The sequence below is a fragment of the Thioalkalivibrio sp. ARh3 genome (assembly GCF_000377265.1).
Taxonomy (GTDB): Bacteria; Pseudomonadota; Gammaproteobacteria; order Ectothiorhodospirales; family Ectothiorhodospiraceae; genus Thioalkalivibrio; species Thioalkalivibrio thiocyanoxidans.
Genome location: NZ_KB897950.1, coordinates 184,768 through 200,598 on the forward strand (window position 1 = coordinate 184,768; position 15,831 = coordinate 200,598).

The 15,831-nt window shown below is 63.8% G+C and carries 26 protein-coding genes and 3 tRNA genes; 24 read left to right on the forward strand and 5 right to left on the reverse strand.

The genetic code is table 11. The annotated features are described in order from the left end of the window. Positions 1-7: 7 nt before the first annotated feature. From zapD to pilB, 5 genes are all read right to left on the reverse strand, one after another. Positions 8-778: a cell division protein ZapD gene (zapD, locus tag C995_RS0109430; RefSeq protein ID WP_018864706.1), complete on the reverse strand. Its 771-nt coding sequence runs from the start codon at positions 776-778 to the stop codon at positions 8-10. A gap of 148 nt (positions 779-926) precedes the next feature. Next, positions 927-1,535 carry a dephospho-CoA kinase gene (gene coaE, locus C995_RS0109435; protein WP_018864707.1) on the reverse strand — a complete coding sequence of 203 codons (609 nt, stop codon included), beginning with the start codon at positions 1,533-1,535 and terminating at the stop codon, positions 927-929. A gap of 3 nt (positions 1,536-1,538) precedes the next feature. Beyond that, positions 1,539-2,402: an A24 family peptidase gene (locus C995_RS0109440; RefSeq protein WP_018864708.1), complete on the reverse strand. Its 864-nt coding sequence runs from the start codon at positions 2,400-2,402 to the stop codon at positions 1,539-1,541. A 1-nt stretch (position 2,403) separates the two neighbouring features. After that, positions 2,404-3,615, reverse strand: a complete 1,212-nt coding sequence (locus C995_RS0109445) for a type II secretion system F family protein (RefSeq protein WP_018864709.1) — start codon at positions 3,613-3,615, stop codon at positions 2,404-2,406. 63 nt (positions 3,616-3,678) lie between these two features. After that, positions 3,679-5,397 (reverse strand): type IV-A pilus assembly ATPase PilB, encoded by a 1,719-nt coding sequence (gene pilB, locus C995_RS0109450; RefSeq protein ID WP_018864710.1) that lies wholly within the window; start codon positions 5,395-5,397, stop codon positions 3,679-3,681. Positions 5,398-5,615: 218 nt separating this feature from the next. Here pilB and C995_RS0109455 point away from each other — a divergent pair. The 24 genes from C995_RS0109455 (at position 5,616) to rpmD (ending at position 15,829) form a co-directional block, all read left to right on the forward strand. Beyond that, positions 5,616-5,700, forward strand: a tRNA-Tyr gene (locus C995_RS0109455). Positions 5,701-5,757: 57 nt separating this feature from the next. Beyond that, positions 5,758-5,831: transfer RNA gene (locus tag C995_RS0109460), tRNA-Gly, on the forward strand. A 47-nt stretch (positions 5,832-5,878) separates the two neighbouring features. Then, positions 5,879-5,954: transfer RNA gene (locus tag C995_RS0109465), tRNA-Thr, on the forward strand. Between the two features lie 68 nt (positions 5,955-6,022). Further along, a complete protein-coding gene (tuf, locus tag C995_RS0109470; protein ID WP_018864711.1) occupies positions 6,023-7,213 on the forward strand; it encodes an elongation factor Tu in 1,191 nt (396 codons plus the stop codon). Between the two features lie 5 nt (positions 7,214-7,218). Further along, positions 7,219-7,530 carry a 30S ribosomal protein S10 gene (gene rpsJ, locus C995_RS0109475; protein ID WP_012983533.1) on the forward strand — a complete coding sequence of 104 codons (312 nt, stop codon included), beginning with the start codon at positions 7,219-7,221 and terminating at the stop codon, positions 7,528-7,530. Positions 7,531-7,641: 111 nt separating this feature from the next. Continuing rightward, complete coding sequence (gene rplC, locus C995_RS0109480; protein WP_018864712.1) at positions 7,642-8,286, forward strand: 50S ribosomal protein L3; 645 nt, start codon at positions 7,642-7,644, stop codon at positions 8,284-8,286. A 5-nt stretch (positions 8,287-8,291) separates the two neighbouring features. Continuing rightward, positions 8,292-8,897 (forward strand): 50S ribosomal protein L4, encoded by a 606-nt coding sequence (rplD, locus tag C995_RS0109485; protein WP_018864713.1) that lies wholly within the window; start codon positions 8,292-8,294, stop codon positions 8,895-8,897. After that, on the forward strand, positions 8,894-9,190 hold the full coding sequence (rplW, locus tag C995_RS0109490) for a 50S ribosomal protein L23 (protein WP_018864714.1): 297 nt from the start codon (positions 8,894-8,896) through the stop codon (positions 9,188-9,190). Before rplD ends, rplW begins: the two co-directional genes overlap by 4 nt. Positions 9,191-9,192: 2 nt before the next feature. Continuing rightward, positions 9,193-10,014 carry a 50S ribosomal protein L2 gene (gene rplB / locus C995_RS0109495; protein ID WP_018864715.1) on the forward strand — a complete coding sequence of 274 codons (822 nt, stop codon included), beginning with the start codon at positions 9,193-9,195 and terminating at the stop codon, positions 10,012-10,014. Between the two features lie 12 nt (positions 10,015-10,026). Continuing rightward, positions 10,027-10,299, forward strand: coding sequence for a 30S ribosomal protein S19 (gene rpsS, locus C995_RS0109500; RefSeq protein WP_018864716.1), 273 nt, complete (start codon positions 10,027-10,029; stop codon positions 10,297-10,299). 9 nt (positions 10,300-10,308) lie between these two features. Next, positions 10,309-10,647, forward strand: coding sequence for a 50S ribosomal protein L22 (gene rplV, locus C995_RS0109505; RefSeq protein WP_018864717.1), 339 nt, complete (start codon positions 10,309-10,311; stop codon positions 10,645-10,647). 2 nt (positions 10,648-10,649) lie between these two features. Further along, positions 10,650-11,330 carry a 30S ribosomal protein S3 gene (gene rpsC, locus C995_RS0109510; protein ID WP_018864718.1) on the forward strand — a complete coding sequence of 227 codons (681 nt, stop codon included), beginning with the start codon at positions 10,650-10,652 and terminating at the stop codon, positions 11,328-11,330. A 12-nt stretch (positions 11,331-11,342) separates the two neighbouring features. Further along, positions 11,343-11,756: a 50S ribosomal protein L16 gene (gene rplP / locus C995_RS0109515; protein ID WP_018862122.1), complete on the forward strand. Its 414-nt coding sequence runs from the start codon at positions 11,343-11,345 to the stop codon at positions 11,754-11,756. Then, a complete protein-coding gene (gene rpmC, locus C995_RS0109520) occupies positions 11,756-11,947 on the forward strand; it encodes a 50S ribosomal protein L29 (RefSeq protein ID WP_018864719.1) in 192 nt (63 codons plus the stop codon). The genes rplP and rpmC overlap by 1 nt, the downstream gene beginning before the upstream one ends. A gap of 4 nt (positions 11,948-11,951) precedes the next feature. Next, complete coding sequence (gene rpsQ / locus C995_RS0109525; protein ID WP_018864720.1) at positions 11,952-12,218, forward strand: 30S ribosomal protein S17; 267 nt, start codon at positions 11,952-11,954, stop codon at positions 12,216-12,218. Positions 12,219-12,239: 21 nt separating this feature from the next. Further along, complete coding sequence (gene rplN / locus C995_RS0109530; RefSeq protein ID WP_018862121.1) at positions 12,240-12,608, forward strand: 50S ribosomal protein L14; 369 nt, start codon at positions 12,240-12,242, stop codon at positions 12,606-12,608. A gap of 7 nt (positions 12,609-12,615) precedes the next feature. Further along, on the forward strand, positions 12,616-12,930 hold the full coding sequence (gene rplX, locus C995_RS0109535; RefSeq protein WP_018864721.1) for a 50S ribosomal protein L24: 315 nt from the start codon (positions 12,616-12,618) through the stop codon (positions 12,928-12,930). 16 nt (positions 12,931-12,946) lie between these two features. Next, positions 12,947-13,486 carry a 50S ribosomal protein L5 gene (rplE, locus tag C995_RS0109540; RefSeq protein ID WP_018864722.1) on the forward strand — a complete coding sequence of 180 codons (540 nt, stop codon included), beginning with the start codon at positions 12,947-12,949 and terminating at the stop codon, positions 13,484-13,486. Between the two features lie 13 nt (positions 13,487-13,499). Continuing rightward, a complete protein-coding gene (gene rpsN, locus C995_RS0109545) occupies positions 13,500-13,805 on the forward strand; it encodes a 30S ribosomal protein S14 (protein WP_018864723.1) in 306 nt (101 codons plus the stop codon). Positions 13,806-13,818: 13 nt separating this feature from the next. After that, positions 13,819-14,211, forward strand: a complete 393-nt coding sequence (rpsH, locus tag C995_RS0109550; RefSeq protein ID WP_018864724.1) for a 30S ribosomal protein S8 — start codon at positions 13,819-13,821, stop codon at positions 14,209-14,211. Between the two features lie 10 nt (positions 14,212-14,221). Beyond that, positions 14,222-14,752: a 50S ribosomal protein L6 gene (gene rplF / locus C995_RS0109555; RefSeq protein WP_018864725.1), complete on the forward strand. Its 531-nt coding sequence runs from the start codon at positions 14,222-14,224 to the stop codon at positions 14,750-14,752. A gap of 10 nt (positions 14,753-14,762) precedes the next feature. After that, positions 14,763-15,113, forward strand: coding sequence for a 50S ribosomal protein L18 (gene rplR / locus C995_RS0109560; RefSeq protein WP_018862116.1), 351 nt, complete (start codon positions 14,763-14,765; stop codon positions 15,111-15,113). A 27-nt stretch (positions 15,114-15,140) separates the two neighbouring features. Next, the gene (gene rpsE / locus C995_RS0109565; RefSeq protein WP_018864726.1) at positions 15,141-15,647 is read left to right on the forward strand and encodes a 30S ribosomal protein S5; all 507 of its coding nucleotides are present in this window, start codon (positions 15,141-15,143) and stop codon (positions 15,645-15,647) included. A gap of 2 nt (positions 15,648-15,649) precedes the next feature. Next, positions 15,650-15,829 (forward strand): 50S ribosomal protein L30, encoded by a 180-nt coding sequence (gene rpmD, locus C995_RS0109570; RefSeq protein WP_018864727.1) that lies wholly within the window; start codon positions 15,650-15,652, stop codon positions 15,827-15,829. The last annotated feature ends 2 nt before the right edge of the window (positions 15,830-15,831 follow it).

The window sequence follows — 15,831 nt, forward strand, 5'->3', positions numbered from 1 at the left end:
GGCCGGCTCAAAGGGCGCAGCAACACAGCTGGAACTCGATGTCTCGTGCCGCGGGTACGGGGCGGTTGCGGAAGTCCTCGGGCGAGAAAAATCGGACCGTGAAGCGCTGGCGCCCCGCACTGATCTCCGGATAGAACCCCGCGTCGGGGTCGACACTGACGCGGATCAGTTGCCATGCGTGGCTCGTGTCCAGGCTGCGCTCGAAATAGCCGTCTTCCGCGAGGGCGGATTCCGAGCGTCCGGACTGGCGCATGTAGGACAGGACCTGCACGGTTGCCTCGGCGACTGTGTTTAGCGGCTCGAACCACTCCAGCAGCAGGGCCGTGCGCTCCGGGGAGCTCTGGGCCAGCCAGTGGTGATAGATGGGGAGGTCGAAGTCGAAAGCGCCGCCGGGCAGCGCCATGCGTTGGCGCACGCTGTTGAAAAATTCGTTTCCGCGCACCCGGTGATCGAGCGCGCCGGCCTGTTCCTCCAGCGCCGAGTGCAGGCGTTTCTGGGCCTGCATGGTCTCGGAAAAGCGTTCCGGGTCGACGCCAGGCTGGTTGGTGAGGCGGTTGAGATTTGCGGTCTGGCGTTCGATCTCGCCCATCAGTTCACGCTTGATGTCGACCCGGGTGACCAGCGCATAGATGTCGACCAGCGAGACCAGGGCCTCGTGGTGGTCGAACGGGCGTCCGGACTCCAGGGCGTCCCCGAACCGCTGCGCCAGCGCCTCCAGGCGCAACAGTAGTCGCACGCGTTCATGGAGCGGTTGTTCGAAGGTGAGCAATTGGGTCACGGGCGGCCCATCCGGCTTGGGTTCGCAGCGTTGCGCGGCAACAAGATCACGGCAGTATCCGGTATTTTGGGGGGGACTTTCTACCCGCCCCCGCCAGGAGTCGGGGCCGGCGCACAGTGTTGGTCCCGCGAGGCGCGCCGACCGGCTCCTAGTTGTCTGTTCCGGATCGCAGCTGTTGGTGCAGGGCGGAGACCTGGCGGTGGAGATCCTCGTCCGTGGTCGTGCTGTCGTTGGTGATCACCCGGTCGCCGCGCCGGCGGCGTTCTTCCGGGCTCAGCTGGCAGTCCATGATCGCCTGCACTTCGGCCGGTGTGCGGCCGTCGCGGTGGGTGACCCGCGCAAGCTGTTCCTCCGGCTGGCAGTCGACCACGATGACCTGGTCGAACTCGCTGTCCCAGCCGGCCTCGAACAGCAATGGCACGACGATCAGCGCATATCCGTTCGTGTCTGGCAGGTCGCGGAGCCGGCGTTCCAGTTCTGCGTGGACCGCGGGATGCACCAGCGCTTCCAGGGCCTTGCGCTCCTCGGGCTCGGCAAAGATCCGCGCGCGCAGGGCTCCTCGGTCCAGGTGCCCCCGGGGGTCCAGTATCCCCGGGCCGAAGTGGCGGACGATCGCGGCGTGCAGGTCGTGTCCGGGCTCCTGCAGTTCGCGGGTGACCCGGTCGGCGTCCAGCACCGGAACCCCCAGGCTGGCGAACAGTCCGGCGACGCGGCTCTTGCCGCAGCCAATCCCGCCTGTCAGTCCGACCCGCCGCATGAACTAGAGCCCCTGTGGGAAGTAGAACGCCACCAGCGTATCGCCCCAGATCAGCGCCAGCCAGCCGGCCGCCGCGAGATACGGTCCGAACGGGATCGGTATGTTGCGGTCGCGCCCGCGCAGCAGGATCAGCAGGACGCCGACCACTGCCCCGACCAGGGAGGCGAGCAGCAGGATGACCGGCAGCGCCTGCCAGCCCAGCCATGCCCCCAGTGCGGCGAGCAGCTTGAAGTCGCCGTACCCCATGCCCTCCTTGCCGGTAGCCAGGCGAAAGCCGTGGAAGATCAGCCACAGCACCAGGTAGCCTGCCGCTGCCCCGATCACGGCCGACTGCAGGTCGGTGAAGGTGCCCGGGATGTTGACCAGCAGGCCCAGCCACAGAAGCGGCAGGGTCAGCTGATCCGGCAGCAGGGTGGTGCGCGCATCGATCCCGGCGGCGGCGATGAGGACGCCGGTGAAGACCAGCGCCAGCAGCGCGGTCGTGCCAGCCCCGAAGTGCCAGATGGTCAGTGCAAACAGGGTCGCAGTGAGGATCTCGACCAGCGGATACTGCCAGCTGATGGCCGTGCCGCATCCCGGGCAGCGCCCGCGCAACCAGAGGAAGCTGAGTATCGGGATATTCTCGTGTGCCCGGATCGGCCGCTTGCAGTGGGGGCAGCGCGAACGCGGGCGCAGCAGGTCGAACGGGGTATCGTCCGCAGCGGGTTCCTGCTCCAGGATCGCCCGTGCCTCGGCATTCCAGCCGCGCTCCAGCATCACCGGCAGCCGGGCGATGACGACATTCAGAAAACTGCCGATCAGCAGCCCGAATACCGCCGCGACCGCGATTGCCCAGGACAGGGGCAGCAACGCTTCCGTGCCGGGCATCCTAGATAACCTGACCCATCTGGAAGATGGGCAGGTACATCGCGATCACGAGGCCGCCGACCAGCACGCCCAGGATCACCATGATCAGGGGCTCCAGCAGGCTCGAGAGGCTGTCCACGGCGTTGTCCACCTCCGCCTCGTAGAAGTCCGCGACTTTCGCCAGCATCGAGTCCAGCGACCCGGATTCTTCTCCGATCGAAACCATTTGTACGACCATGTTGGGGAACACCCCGGTATTGCGCATCGACCACTGCAGCTGGGCCCCGGCCGAGGTCTCGTCGCGCATGCGCAGCGTGGCCTCGCGATACAGCGCGTTACCCGTGGCGCCGGAGACCGAGGTCAGGGCATCGACCAGCGGTACACCCGCGGAGAACATGGTGGACAGCGTCCGCGCGAAGCGGGCGATGGCGGCCTTGCGCAGGATCGGGCCGAAAGCCGGAGCCTTGAGCGAGGCGAGGTCGAGGAAGCGTGCGAAGCGCGGCGAGCGCTGTCGGGTCTGCACGAAGGCGAAGCCGATTGCGACCATGATCGCGAGGATCAACCACCACCAGGCCTGCACGAAGTTGGAGAGGTCGACCACCATGCGGGTGAAGACCGGAAGGTCGGCGCCGAATCCCTGGAACAGCGATTCGAACTGCGGGACCACGTAGATCAGCAGGATCGCGGTGACCACGATCGCGACCACAATGACCGCGGCCGGATAGAACAAGGCCTTCTTGATCTTGGCCTTCAGGGCCTCGGTCTTTTCCTTGTAGGTGGCGACCTTGTCCAGCAGGGTCTCGAGCGTCCCTGCCTGTTCACCGGCCTCGACCAGGTTGACCACCAGGTCGTCGAAGTGCTTGGGCTGCTTGGCCAGTGCGGCGGCGAAGGTCTCGCCGCCCTCGACGTCGGCCTTGAGCTTGAGCACGAGATCGCGCATGGCCGGCTTTTCGTTGCCGCGGCCAACGATCTCGAAGGCCTGCACCAGCGGCACGCCGGATTGCAGCATCGTGGTCATCTGTCGCAGGAAGTAGGCGATGTCCGCCGGGACGATCTTCTTGTTGCCGCCGGAGAACAGCGACTTCGGTTTCTTGCGAATCTTGACGACGTTGATGCCGTTCTTGCGCAGCTCTGACCGTGCGACGGCCTCGCTGTCCGCCGGGGTCTCGCCCTTGACCCGGTCGCCGTTCTTGTTCAGCCCTTCCCACGCGTAGATTGTCCCGGAATCGGCCATCTACCTGTCCCCCTGTGCTGGCGACCCGGGTCGGAGGAGTCCCTCCCGACGGGTCGTGGCGTTCTAGTCTTTTGTCACCCGATTGACTTCCTCGAGGCTGGTCAGCCCTGCCATGACCTTCATCAGGCCGGCGCGACGCAGGTCCTCGACCCCTTCCTTTGCCGCTTGTTGGGCCAGTTGCATCGAGTTGTAGCCCTCCAGGATGCCGCGCTGCATCTCCTCGCTGATCGGCATGACTTGATAGATGCCGACCCGCCCCTTGTAGCCGTTGGTGCACTGGTCGCATCCCGCCGCCCGATAGGCGGTTACCCCGGCCTGGATGTCCGCGTCCGTGAAACCCTCCTTGCGCAGAACCTCCTCCGGGAGATCCTCCGGCTCCTTGCAGTTCGGGCACAGCCGGCGCGCCAGGCGCTGCGCAATGATCAGCAGGATCGACGAGGCGATGTTGTAGGGTGGGACACCCATGTTCGCCAGGCGGGTCAGGGTCTGCGGCGCATCGTTGGTGTGCAGCGTGGAGAGCACCAGATGTCCGGTCTGGGCGGCCTTGATCGAGATCTCCGCGGTCTCCAGGTCGCGGATCTCCCCGACCATGATCACGTCCGGATCCTGGCGCAGGAAGGCGCGCAGGGCGCTCGCGAAGGTCAGTCCGACCTTGGGGTTTATGTTCACCTGGTTGACCCCGGGCATGTTGATTTCGGAGGGGTCTTCCGCCGTCGAGATGTTGCGGTCCGCGGTGTTCAGGATCCCGAGGCCGGTATACAGGGACACCGTCTTGCCCGAGCCGGTCGGGCCCGTAACCAGGATCATCCCGTAGGGCCGCTTGAGCGCCTGGAGGTAGGCCTCCTTCTGGTGCTCCTCGTAGCCCAGCTGGTCGATCCCCATCTGGGTGCTGCTGGGGTCGAGGATACGCATCACGATCTTCTCGCCGTACAGCGTGGGCAGCGAGGAGACGCGGAAGTCGATCGCACGGGTGCGTGACAGCTTCAGCTTGATGCGTCCGTCCTGAGGGACACGGCGTTCGGCGATGTCCATGCGCGACATGACCTTCACGCGCGCGGTGATCCTTGGCGCCAGGGTGTTGGGTGGGTGGGCCACCTCGTGCAGCACGCCGTCGATGCGAAAGCGCACCCGGAAGTCCTTCTCGAAAGGCTCGAGGTGGATATCCGATGCCTTGCGGTTGATTGCGTCCATCAGCAGCTTGTTGACGAAGCGCACCACGGGCGCGTCGTCCACGGCATCGGCGGCATCCGAGGTGTCGCCCTCGTCGCCGCCACCGGACTCGATCGCCAGGTTTTCCAGGTCGTCGTCACCGAGGTCGTCCATCAGTGACGAGGCGGCGCTCAGGGCGCTGTCGATCAGCCGGTCCAGCTTGTGCCCCTCGACGAGCACGGCCTCTACGGGCATCCCGGTGGCGAACTTGAACTCGTCGGTGGCGCCCAGGTTGGTGGGGTCGGAGACGGCGATATAGAGCCGGTTGCCGCGCTGCATGATCGGCAGGGCGTGATGCTTCTGGATCAGCTTCTCGTTCAGGTGATCCTTGGGCAGCAGCTCTGGTTCAAAGCAGGACAAATCCAGTACCGGGAGCCCGAACTCCTCGGCCGCGGCCTCGGCGAGGCGGGCCTCGGACACCTGCCCCTTGCTGGCGAGCAGGGCCATTAACGGGGTCTGCTGAGCGCGCGATTCCTCGGCGATCTGGGCAGCGATATCTTCCGCGATCAGGCCAGCGTCCACGAGACGCTTGGCCAGCCCCGGCAGGCGGGGCGCCGTTGTGGTTTTGGACATGGGCGTCTACGCGCGAATCCTTGATCCTCAATAGGCACACTCTACGTGTGTCCGTGGTGGAATGGAAACCGTCAGACGCCACGTATGAGAGCGATCATAGGCAGAGAATGGAAGCCGAGCCCGCGCGTGCGGGCTGCGAATCCTGTCTTCGGCGCCGGTCCCGCAGTCTCCGCTTGACGCTGTCGTTCGCACTGGTTCAGAATACGCGGCTTGATCGAGGAGGGATACCCAAGCGGTCAACGGGGGCAGACTGTAAATCTGCTGGCTCAGCCTTCGGAGGTTCGAATCCTCCTCCCTCCACCATCGGGTTTTCAAGCCAGCGGCCTGTAGCGGGGCGGTGGTTCGGCAAGCCAGGGTTCTGCGGGTGTAGTTCAATGGTAGAACCTCAGCCTTCCAAGCTGATGATGTGGGTTCGATTCCCATCACCCGCTCCAGTTGATCCGGCGCTAGGTTCGGGTCCGGCCCTGGCCAGGTAGGTCAGGCTCATGTAGCTCAGTCGGTAGAGCACTTCCTTGGTAAGGAAGAGGTCACCGGTTCAAGTCCGGTCATGAGCTCCAATTTTTTGTGTAAGTCAGCGTACAACCTGCGTCGCTTGTGAAAGCGTCACGATCCGGGGAAGCGAGAGATGTCCAAGGAAAAGTTCGAGCGTAAGAAGCCGCATGTGAATGTGGGGACGATTGGTCATGTGGACCATGGCAAGACCACGCTGACGGCGGCGATGACGGCGGTGCTGGGCAAGAAGTACGGCAGCGAGGCCCGTGCGTTTGACCAGATCGACAATGCGCCGGAAGAGAAGGCGCGCGGGATTACGATTGCCACGGCGCACGTGGAATACGAATCCGACACGCGTCACTACGCGCATGTGGACTGCCCGGGTCACGCGGACTACGTGAAGAACATGATCACGGGTGCGGCGCAGATGGACGGCGCGATTCTGGTGGTGTCGGCGGCCGATGGCCCGATGCCGCAGACCCGCGAGCACATCCTGCTGGCGCGTCAGGTCGGTGTGCCGTACATCGTGGTGTTCCTGAACAAGGCCGACATGGTCGACGACCCCGAGCTGCTCGAGCTGGTCGAGATGGAAGTGCGCGATCTGCTGTCCTCGTATGACTTCCCGGGCGACGACACCCCGGTGGTCACCGGTTCCGCGCTGAAGGCGCTGGAGGGTGACGACAGCGAAGTGGGCGCGCAGGCGATCTACAAGCTGGTCGAGGCGATGGATAGCTGGATTCCGGAACCGGAACGCGCCGTGGACGGCGACTTCCTGATGCCGGTGGAAGACGTGTTCTCGATCTCGGGCCGCGGCACGGTGGTGACCGGCCGTATCGAGCGCGGTGTGGTCAAGGTGGGCGAGGAGATCGAGATTGTCGGTATCCGCGACACCCAGAAGACCACCGTCACGGGTGTCGAGATGTTCCGCAAGCTGCTGGACCAGGGCGAGGCGGGTGACAACGTCGGCATTCTGCTGCGTGGGACCAAGCGCGACGAGGTGCAGCGTGGTCAGGTGCTGTGCAAGCCGGGTTCGATCACCCCGCACACGCATTTCGAGGCCGAGGTGTACATCCTGGGCAAGGACGAGGGCGGCCGTCATACCCCGTTCTTCAATGGTTATCGCCCGCAGTTCTACTTCCGTACGACAGACGTGACGGGTTCGGTGGAGCTGCCGGAAGGCACCGAGATGGTGATGCCGGGCGACAACGTGAAAATGACTGTGTCGCTGATCAGCCCGATCGCGATGGAAGATGGTCTGCGCTTTGCGATCCGCGAAGGCGGCCGCACCGTCGGCGCCGGCGTCGTATCCAAGATTATTGAGTGAACGAGATGGCAAACCAGCGTATCCGAATTCGCCTTAAGGCCTTTGACCATCGACTGATCGACCGCTCCGCGGCCGAGATCGTCGAGACCGCGAAGCGCACCGGCGCCCGCGTCAAGGGACCGATCCCGCTGCCGACGAAGCGCGAGTCGTACACCGTGCTGATCTCGCCGCATGTCAACAAGGACGCGCGTGACCAGTACGAGCTGCGCACGCACAAGCGTCTGATGGATATCCTCGATCCGACCGACAAGACCGTGGATGCCCTGATGAAGCTGGATCTCGCCGCCGGCGTGAATGTTCAGATTCGACTTAACTAACTCGTAACTTTCTGCCATACTATTGGGCTTTCCGTGGCCCGGCGGAATTGTTCGCCGGGCCACGGCTTTAGGGCGCTCGCCAGCGCCGTTCGATACGGAAGGGGTTTTGCAATGGCCATTGGACTCATCGGTCGCAAACTAGGCATGAGCCGCGTCTTCACCGACGACGGTGTCTCCGTGCCGGTGACTGTGCTGCAGGTGGACAACAATCGCGTGGTCCAGATCAAGCGCACCGAAGGCGACGGTTACAACGCGGTCCAGGTGACGGCGGGCAGCCGCAAGCCGTCCCGGGTCAGCAAGCCCGAAGCCGGGCACTACGCGGCAGCCTCGGTGGAGCCGGGTCGCGGCCTGTGGGAGTTCCGGGTCGACGAATCCGAGCTCGACGGTCTTGCCCCGGGCGATGCGATTACCGTCGATCGCTTTGAGGAAGGTCAGGTCGTGGACGTGACCTCGCAGAGCAAGGGCAAGGGTTTTCAGGGTGCGGTCAAGCGTCACAACTTCCGCACCCAGGACGCGACGCACGGGAACTCGCTGGCGCACCGCGCCCCGGGTTCGATCGGGCAGAACCAGAGCCCGGGTCGCGTGTTCAAGGGCAAGAAGATGGCTGGCCATATGGGCGCCGAGCGCAAGACCATCCAGAACCTGAAGGTGGTTCGGGTGGATGCGGATCGCAGTCTGGTGCTGATCCAGGGTGCGGTCCCGGGTGCGCCGAGCACCGACGTGATGATTCGTCCGGCCGTCAAGGCGAAGGGTTGAAGACAATGCAAGTAACGACAGCCGATACCGGCGCCAGCGTGGAGTTGTCGCCCGTTTGCTTCGAGCGCGACTTCAACGAGTCGCTTGTGCACCAGAGCGTGGTCGCGTTTCTCGCCGGCCAGCGCCAGGGCACGCGCGCACAGAAGACGCGCTCCGATGTCAGCGGGGGTGGCGCCAAGCCGTTCCGCCAGAAGGGCACCGGCCGGGCCCGCGCGGGCACGATCCGCAGCCCCCTGTGGACCGGTGGTGGCAAGGTGTTCGCGGCGCGCAATCGCGACTTCTCGCAGAAGCTGAACAAGAAGATGTATCGCGCCGCGATGGCGTCGATCCTCTCCGAGCTGGTCCGTCAGGATCGTCTCAAGGTGGTTGCGGACTTCGCGGTTGCCTCCGGCAAGACCCGTGACGGCGTGGCGAAGCTCAACGAGCTCGGCCTGGCGAAGGGGCTGGTCGTGCTGGCCGAATACGACGAGATGACGGCGCGTGCGCTCGGTAATGTGCCGCACATCGACGTGGTCGACGCTGCCGGGATCAACCCGGCGAACCTGGTCGGCGCGGAAACGGTCGTGATGACCGAAGCGGCAATCCGCAAGATTGAGGGGTGGCTGGCATGAGTGCGCGTCTGATGCAGGTGATTCAGGGTCCGGTGGTCTCGGAGAAGTCCACCATGGCCGGCGAGATGGGCCAGTACGTGTTTCGCGTGCTGCCCGATGCGAGCAAGGACGAGATCAAGGCGGCGGTCGAGCAGTTGTTCGAGGTGCGTGTGGAAAATGTGCGCACCCTCAAGCAGCAGGGCAAGCAGAAGCGCTTCGGCCGCCTGTTCGGGCGTCGCAACCACTGGAAGAAGGCCTATGTGTCGCTCGCCGAAGGCGAAAGCATCGACATGGGTGAAGGAGACCAGGTCTAGTCATGGCGATTATCAAGACGAATCCGACCTCGGCCGGGCGTCGCCACGCGGTCCAGATCCGTGGTGACAACCTGTACAAGGGTGCGCCGCATGCCGCGCTGATCGAAAAGAAGACTCGGTCCGGTGGTCGCAACAACACGGGCCGGATCACGACCCGTCACGTCGGCGGAGGCCACAAGCAGCGCTATCGCGTGGTCGACTTCAAGCGCAACAAGGACAACGTCCCCGCGCGCGTCGAACGGTTGGAGTACGACCCGAACCGTAGCGCCCATCTGGCCCTGCTGCTCTACGCCGATGGCGAGCGTCGCTACATCATCGCGCCGAAGGGGCTGAAACAGGGTGATCAGGTCGCCAGTGGCAGCCAGGCGCCGATTCGGCCGGGTAATGCGATGCCGCTGCGCTCGATCCCGGTCGGTACCACCGTGCACTGCGTGGAGCTGAAGCCCGGCAAGGGCGCGCAGATGGTTCGCTCCGCCGGTACCTCCGCGCAGGTCGTGGCCCGCGAAGGCCAGCATGCGACCCTGCGTCTGGGCTCGGGCGAAATGCGCCGGGTGCCGTCGGAGTGCCGTGCCGTGGTTGGCGAAGTGGGTCATTCCGAGCACAGCCTGAAGAAATTCGGGAAGGCCGGCGCCAAGCGCTGGAAGGGTGTGCGCCCGACGGTTCGTGGTACGGCCATGAACCCGGTCGACCACCCGCACGGTGGTGGCGAAGGCCGCAACTTCGGCCGCCACCCGGTGACCCCGTGGGGTCGTCCGACTAAGGGTTACAAGACCCGCAACAACAAGCGTACCGACGGCATGATTGTGCGTCGGCGGAAGAAGTAACGGAGTCCCAGCATGCCGCGTTCACTGAAGAAAGGCCCGTTCGTCGACCACCACCTGCGCAAGAAGGTGGAAGAGGCGGTGGAGAAAAACGATCGCCGTCCAATCAAGACCTGGTCCCGGCGTTCGATGATCATCCCGCAAATGGTCGGGCTGACCATCGCTGTCCACAACGGCCGGCAGCACGTGCCTGTACTCGTCAACGAGAACATGGTGGGCCACAAGCTGGGCGAATTTGCCTTGACGCGGACCTTCAAGGGTCATATCGCGAACAAGAAGTCGCGCTGAGGACGAACGATGGAAACGATTGCAAAACTGCGTTTCGCGCGGATCTCCCCGCAAAAGGCTCGCCTGGTCGCCGATCAGGTCCGTGGGCTGCGGGTCGAGGAAGCGCTCAACGAGCTCACGTTCAGCGCGAAGAAGCCGGCCGCCATCGTCAAGAAGGTGCTGGAGTCGGCGATCGCGAACGCGGAGAACAATGACGGTGCCGATATCGACGAGCTGCTCGTGTCGCGTATCCAGGTCGACGAAGGCCCGGTGCTCAAGAGGATGCATGCCCGTGCGAAGGGCCGCGGTAACCGCATCCTGAAGCGTACCAGCCATATCGTCATCGGCGTCAGCGAGAAGGGAGCCTAAGCATGGGTCAGAAAGTACATCCGACCGGCATCCGCCTGGGCATCTCTCGCCCGTGGTCAGCCACCTGGTACGCCGATGGTCGCGAGTTTGGCGAGACGCTCAACAACGACATCCAGCTGCGCGAGTTTCTGCAAAAGAAGCTGGCTCACGCGTCGGTGAGCCGGATCAGCATCGAGCGACCGGCCAAGGCCGCGCACATCACGATCCAGACCGCGCGTCCGGGTATCGTGATCGGCAAGAAGGGCGAGGATATCGAGAAGCTGCGCCGCGACGTCGCCCGCGAGACGGGTCTCGACCAGGGCAGCGTGAAGATCAATATCGAGGAAGTGCGCAAGCCCGAGGTCGAGGCACAGCTGGTGGCCGAAGGGATCGCCCAGCAGCTCGAGCGCCGCATCATGTTCCGTCGCGCGATGAAGCGGGCGGTGGGCAATGCGATGCGCCTCGGTGCCCAGGGCATCAAGGTACACGTGTCCGGTCGCCTGAACGGTGCCGAGATCGCGCGCTCCGAGTGGTATCGCGAAGGGCGCGTACCGCTGCACACCCTGCGTGCCGACATCGACTACGGGTTTGCGGAAGCGCGGACCACCTACGGGATCATTGGCGTGAAGGTCTGGATCTTCAAGGGCGAGGTCTTTGGCCTGGAGCCGACCGAAGGGACCCGTGCCGCCGCCAAAGCGAGCTAGGACTTAAAGATCATGCTGCAGCCAAAAAGAACCAAGTTCCGCAAGCAGTTCAAGGGCCGTAACCGGGGCATGGCCTCGACCGGTGCCAAGGTCAGCTTCGGCGAGTACGGCCTGCAGGCCGTCGAACGCGGCCGGATTACCGCCCGCCAGATCGAGGCCGCGCGTCGCGCGATGGTCCGTCACATCAAACGTGGCGGGAAGATCTGGATCCGCGTGTTCCCGGACGTGCCGGTGACCAAGAAGCCCCTCGAAGTGCGTATGGGCAAGGGCAAGGGCGGCGTCGAATACTGGGTGTGCAAGGTGCAGCCCGGTCGCATGCTCTACGAAATGGAAGGTGTGCAGGAAGACGTGGCGCGCGAAGCGATGCGTCTGGCGGCCGCCAAGTTGCCGGTGAAGACGGTGTTTACCCGTCGGCAGGTGATGTGATGAAAGCGAGCGAACTGAGAAAGAAATCCGACGAAGAGCTCAACACCGAGCTCGAGGCGCTCTACAAGGAGCAGTTCGGGCTGCGCATGCAGAAGGCCGTTGGCCAGTTGGCGCGCCCCGACCGGGTCGGCAAGGTGCGGCGCGAGATCGCGCAGATCAAGACGCTGATGAACGAACGAAAGGCAGGCTAAGAAGATGACCGAGCAAGTCTCCAAGACCCAGCGATCCGTCGTTGGGCGCGTGATCAGCGACAAGATGGACAAGACCCGCACGGTCCTGGTCGAACGCCGCGTGCGTCATCCGCTGTACGGCAAGTTCATCCGGCGCAGCACCAAGCTGCACGTCCATGACGAGGACAATGTCTCGCGCATGGGTGACCGCGTGCGTATCCGTGAGTGCCGGCCGATGTCCAAGCAGAAGCGCTTTGCCCTGATCGAAGTGGTCGGGCACGACGCGCTCTGATCGGCCGCTGGGAGATAAGTCATGATTCAAATGCAGACCGTTCTCGAGGCCGCCGACAATAGCGGCGCCCGTCGCATCCAGTGCATCAAGGTACTGGGTGGTTCGCACCGTCGTTATGCGCGCGTGGGCGATGTGATCAAGGTGAGCGTCAAGGACGCCATCCCGCGCGGCAAGGTCAAAAAGGGCGACGTGTATAACGCGGTCGTGGTGCGCACCGCCTCGGGCGTGCGCCGCCCCGACGGGTCGATCATTCGTTTCGATCGCAACGCGGCGGTGCTGCTGAACAACCAGCACCAGCCGATCGGCACTCGTATCTTCGGGCCGGTGACGCGTGAACTGCGAGGGGAGAAGTACATGAAGATTATTTCCCTCGCCCCGGAAGTGCTGTGAGGTCGTGATGAAGAAGATTCGCAAAGGCGACGACGTCGTCGTGATCGCAGGAAAGGACAAGGGCCGGCGCGGCACCATCATCAAGGTGCTGGACGGAAAGGTCCTGGTCCAGAACATCAACATGGTGAAGAAGCATCAGAAGCCGAACCCGCAGCGCGGGATCGGTGGCGGGATCATCGAGAAGGAAATGCCGATCGATGTCTCCAATGTAATGCTCTTCAACCCGGCAACCGACAAGGGTGATCGCGTGTCGTTCAAGACCCTGGAAGACGGCCGCAAGGTGCGCGTCTTCCGTTCGAACGGCGAGGTCGTGGACGCATAACGCGGACGGACGGTTTATGGAACGCTTGAGAGAAGAATACGAATCCAACGTGAAGCAGGCGCTGCAGCAGCAGTTCAGCTATGCGAACGTGATGGAAATCCCGCGTGTCACCAAGGTGACCCTGAACATGGGTCTGGGTGATGCAGTCGCGGACAAGAAGATCATTGAGCATGCGGTCAGCGACATGACGGCCATCGCCGGGCAGAAGCCCGTGGTGACGAAGGCCCGCAAGTCAATCGCCGGGTTCAAGATCCGAGACGACTACCCGATCGGTTGCAAGGTGACCCTTCGTAGTCGGCAGATGTACGAGTTCCTGGACCGCCTGATCAACGTGGCCCTGCCGCGTGTGCGTGACTTCCGGGGCTTCAGCGCCAAGGCGTTCGATGGTCGCGGGAACTACTCGCTGGGGATCAAGGAGCAGATCATCTTCCCCGAAATTGACTATGACCGTGTCGACAAACTGCGCGGCATGGACATCACCATTACAACGAGCGCAAAGACGGACGAGGAAGCCAAGGCACTGCTGGAAGCCTTCCGGTTCCCGTTCCGCAACTAAGAGGTAGGCGCACATGGCGAAGACATCGATGATCGAGCGCGAAAAAAAGCGCGCCCGTCTGGTCAAGAAATACGCAGCGAAGCGTGCGGAACTCAAGGCGATCCTGGTGGACGAAACGAAGTCCTCCGAAGAGCGCCTGGCGGCGATGCACGCCCTGCAGAAGCTGCCGCGCGATTCCGCGGCGGTGCGACAGAAGAATCGCTGTGGCGTCACCGGTCGCCCGAAGGGTTATTACCGTCGGTTCGGCCTTGGGCGGAACAAGCTGCGGGAGCACGCCATGAAGGGCGAAATCCCGGGCCTGCGCAAGTCGAGCTGGTAAGGAGACAGAAGCAATGATGACCGATCCGATTTCCGACATGCTCACCCGCGTGCGCAATGCGCAGCGCGCGAACAAGGAGCAGGTCGCGATCCCGTTCAGCAAGGCCAAGGAACGCATCCTCAAGGTGTTTGCCGACGAGGGGTTTGTGGGCGACGTGCAGGTCGAGGGCGAGGCCGCGCAGAAGAAGCTCCTGGTTAAGCTGAAATATTTCGAAGGGCGTCCGGTCATCGAGAGCGTTGAACGGATTTCCCGCCCGGGTCTGCGGATCTACCGCGGCAAGGACGAGCTCCCGCGGATTAACCAGGGGCTCGGTGTTGCGGTGATCTCCACGTCGCAGGGTGTCATGAGTGATCGCGCAGCCCGGGCCGCCGGCCAGGGTGGCGAGGTCCTCTGCAAGATTTACTGAGGAATCAGCCATGTCGCGCATTGCAAATCTGCCGATCCAGCTGCCCAACGGCGTGGCCGTGGAGCAGGCCGAAGGCGAGATCAAGGTCAAGGGTCCGAAGGGCGAGCTGCAGCTGGCTTGCCCCGAGGCGGTTACGGTCACGGTCGAGGACGGCGTCGTCCGGGTGAAGGCCAACGAAAACGCCAAGAACATGGCCCTGGCCGGTACCATCCGCGCCATCCTGGGCAACCATGTACACGGCGTCAGCGAGGGCTTCGAGCGGAAGCTCGAGCTGGTCGGCGTTGGCTACCGGGCGCAGATGCAGGGCACGAAGCTCAATCTGACGCTGGGCTACTCGCACCCGATCGAGTTCGATGTGCCCGAAGGGGTCACGATCGAGACCCCCAGCGCGACCGAGGTGGTGGTGAAGGGAACGGATCGCCAGAAGGTGGGGCAGGTGGCCGCGAATATTCGCGCCTTCCGTCCGCCGGAGCCCTACAAGGGCAAGGGCGTGAAGTACAAAGACGAGCGCATTGTGCGTAAAGAAGCCAAGAAGAAGTAGGTAGGCACCAGTGGACAAGAAAGAGGCTAGACTCAAGAGGGCGCGTCGCGCGCGGTTCAAGATCCGCGAGCTGGGGGTGCATCGTCTCTGTATTCACCGGACGCCGCGCCACATGTATGCGCAGATCATCGCCCCTTCGGGCGACGCTGTGGTGGCTGCGGCCTCCACCGTCGAGAAGGAGCTCAAGAGCGCCGGCAACACCGGGAACGCCGAAGCGGCGGCCCGCGTGGGCCAGGTGATCGCCGAGCGCGCAAAGAAAGCCGGAATCGAACAGGTCGCGTTCGACCGTGCGGGCTTTCGTTATCACGGACGCGTAAAGGCCCTGGCCGACGCCGCCCGTGAAAACGGCCTGCAGTTCTAGTCCAGCGCGACCCACCGGAGAAGATTAATGGCACGTAATGATGTAAGCGAAGCCACCGACGGCCTGCAGGAAAAGCTGATCGGCGTGAACCGCGTGGCCAAGGTGGTCAAGGGCGGGCGTCAGTTCCGCTTTGCCGCCCTGACTGTCGTGGGTGATGGAGAAGGTCGCGTCGGGTTTGGCTATGGCAAGGCCCGCGAGGTCCCTCAGGCCATCCAGAAGGCGATGCAGCAGGCGCGTCAGGAGATGCGCGATGTCTCGCTGAAGGACGGTACCCTGCACTATGCGGTCAATGGCCGCCACGGCGCCGCGAAGGTGTACATGCAGCCGGCCTCGGAAGGTACGGGCGTGATCGCCGGTGGCGCGATGCGTGCGGTGCTCGAGGTCGCGGGGGTGCACAACGTGCTGGCCAAGTGTGTTGGCTCGCGGAACCCGATTAACGTCGTGCAGGCGACCATCGAAGGGCTCACCAAGGTGAACTCGCCCGAACGCGTCGCTGCCAAGCGCGGCAAGTCTGTCGACGAAGTGACGAGCTAGTCATGAGCAAGCTGAAACTGACCCTGGTGCGCAGCACCGCTGGACGGCTGAAGAACCACAAGGCCTGTGTTCGCGGCCTCGGCCTGCGCAAGACCCACAGCACCTCTGTAGTCGAGGCCACGCCCGAGAATCTGGGTATGGTCCGCAAGGTGTCGTACCTGCTGAAGGTAGAGGAAGTCTGACC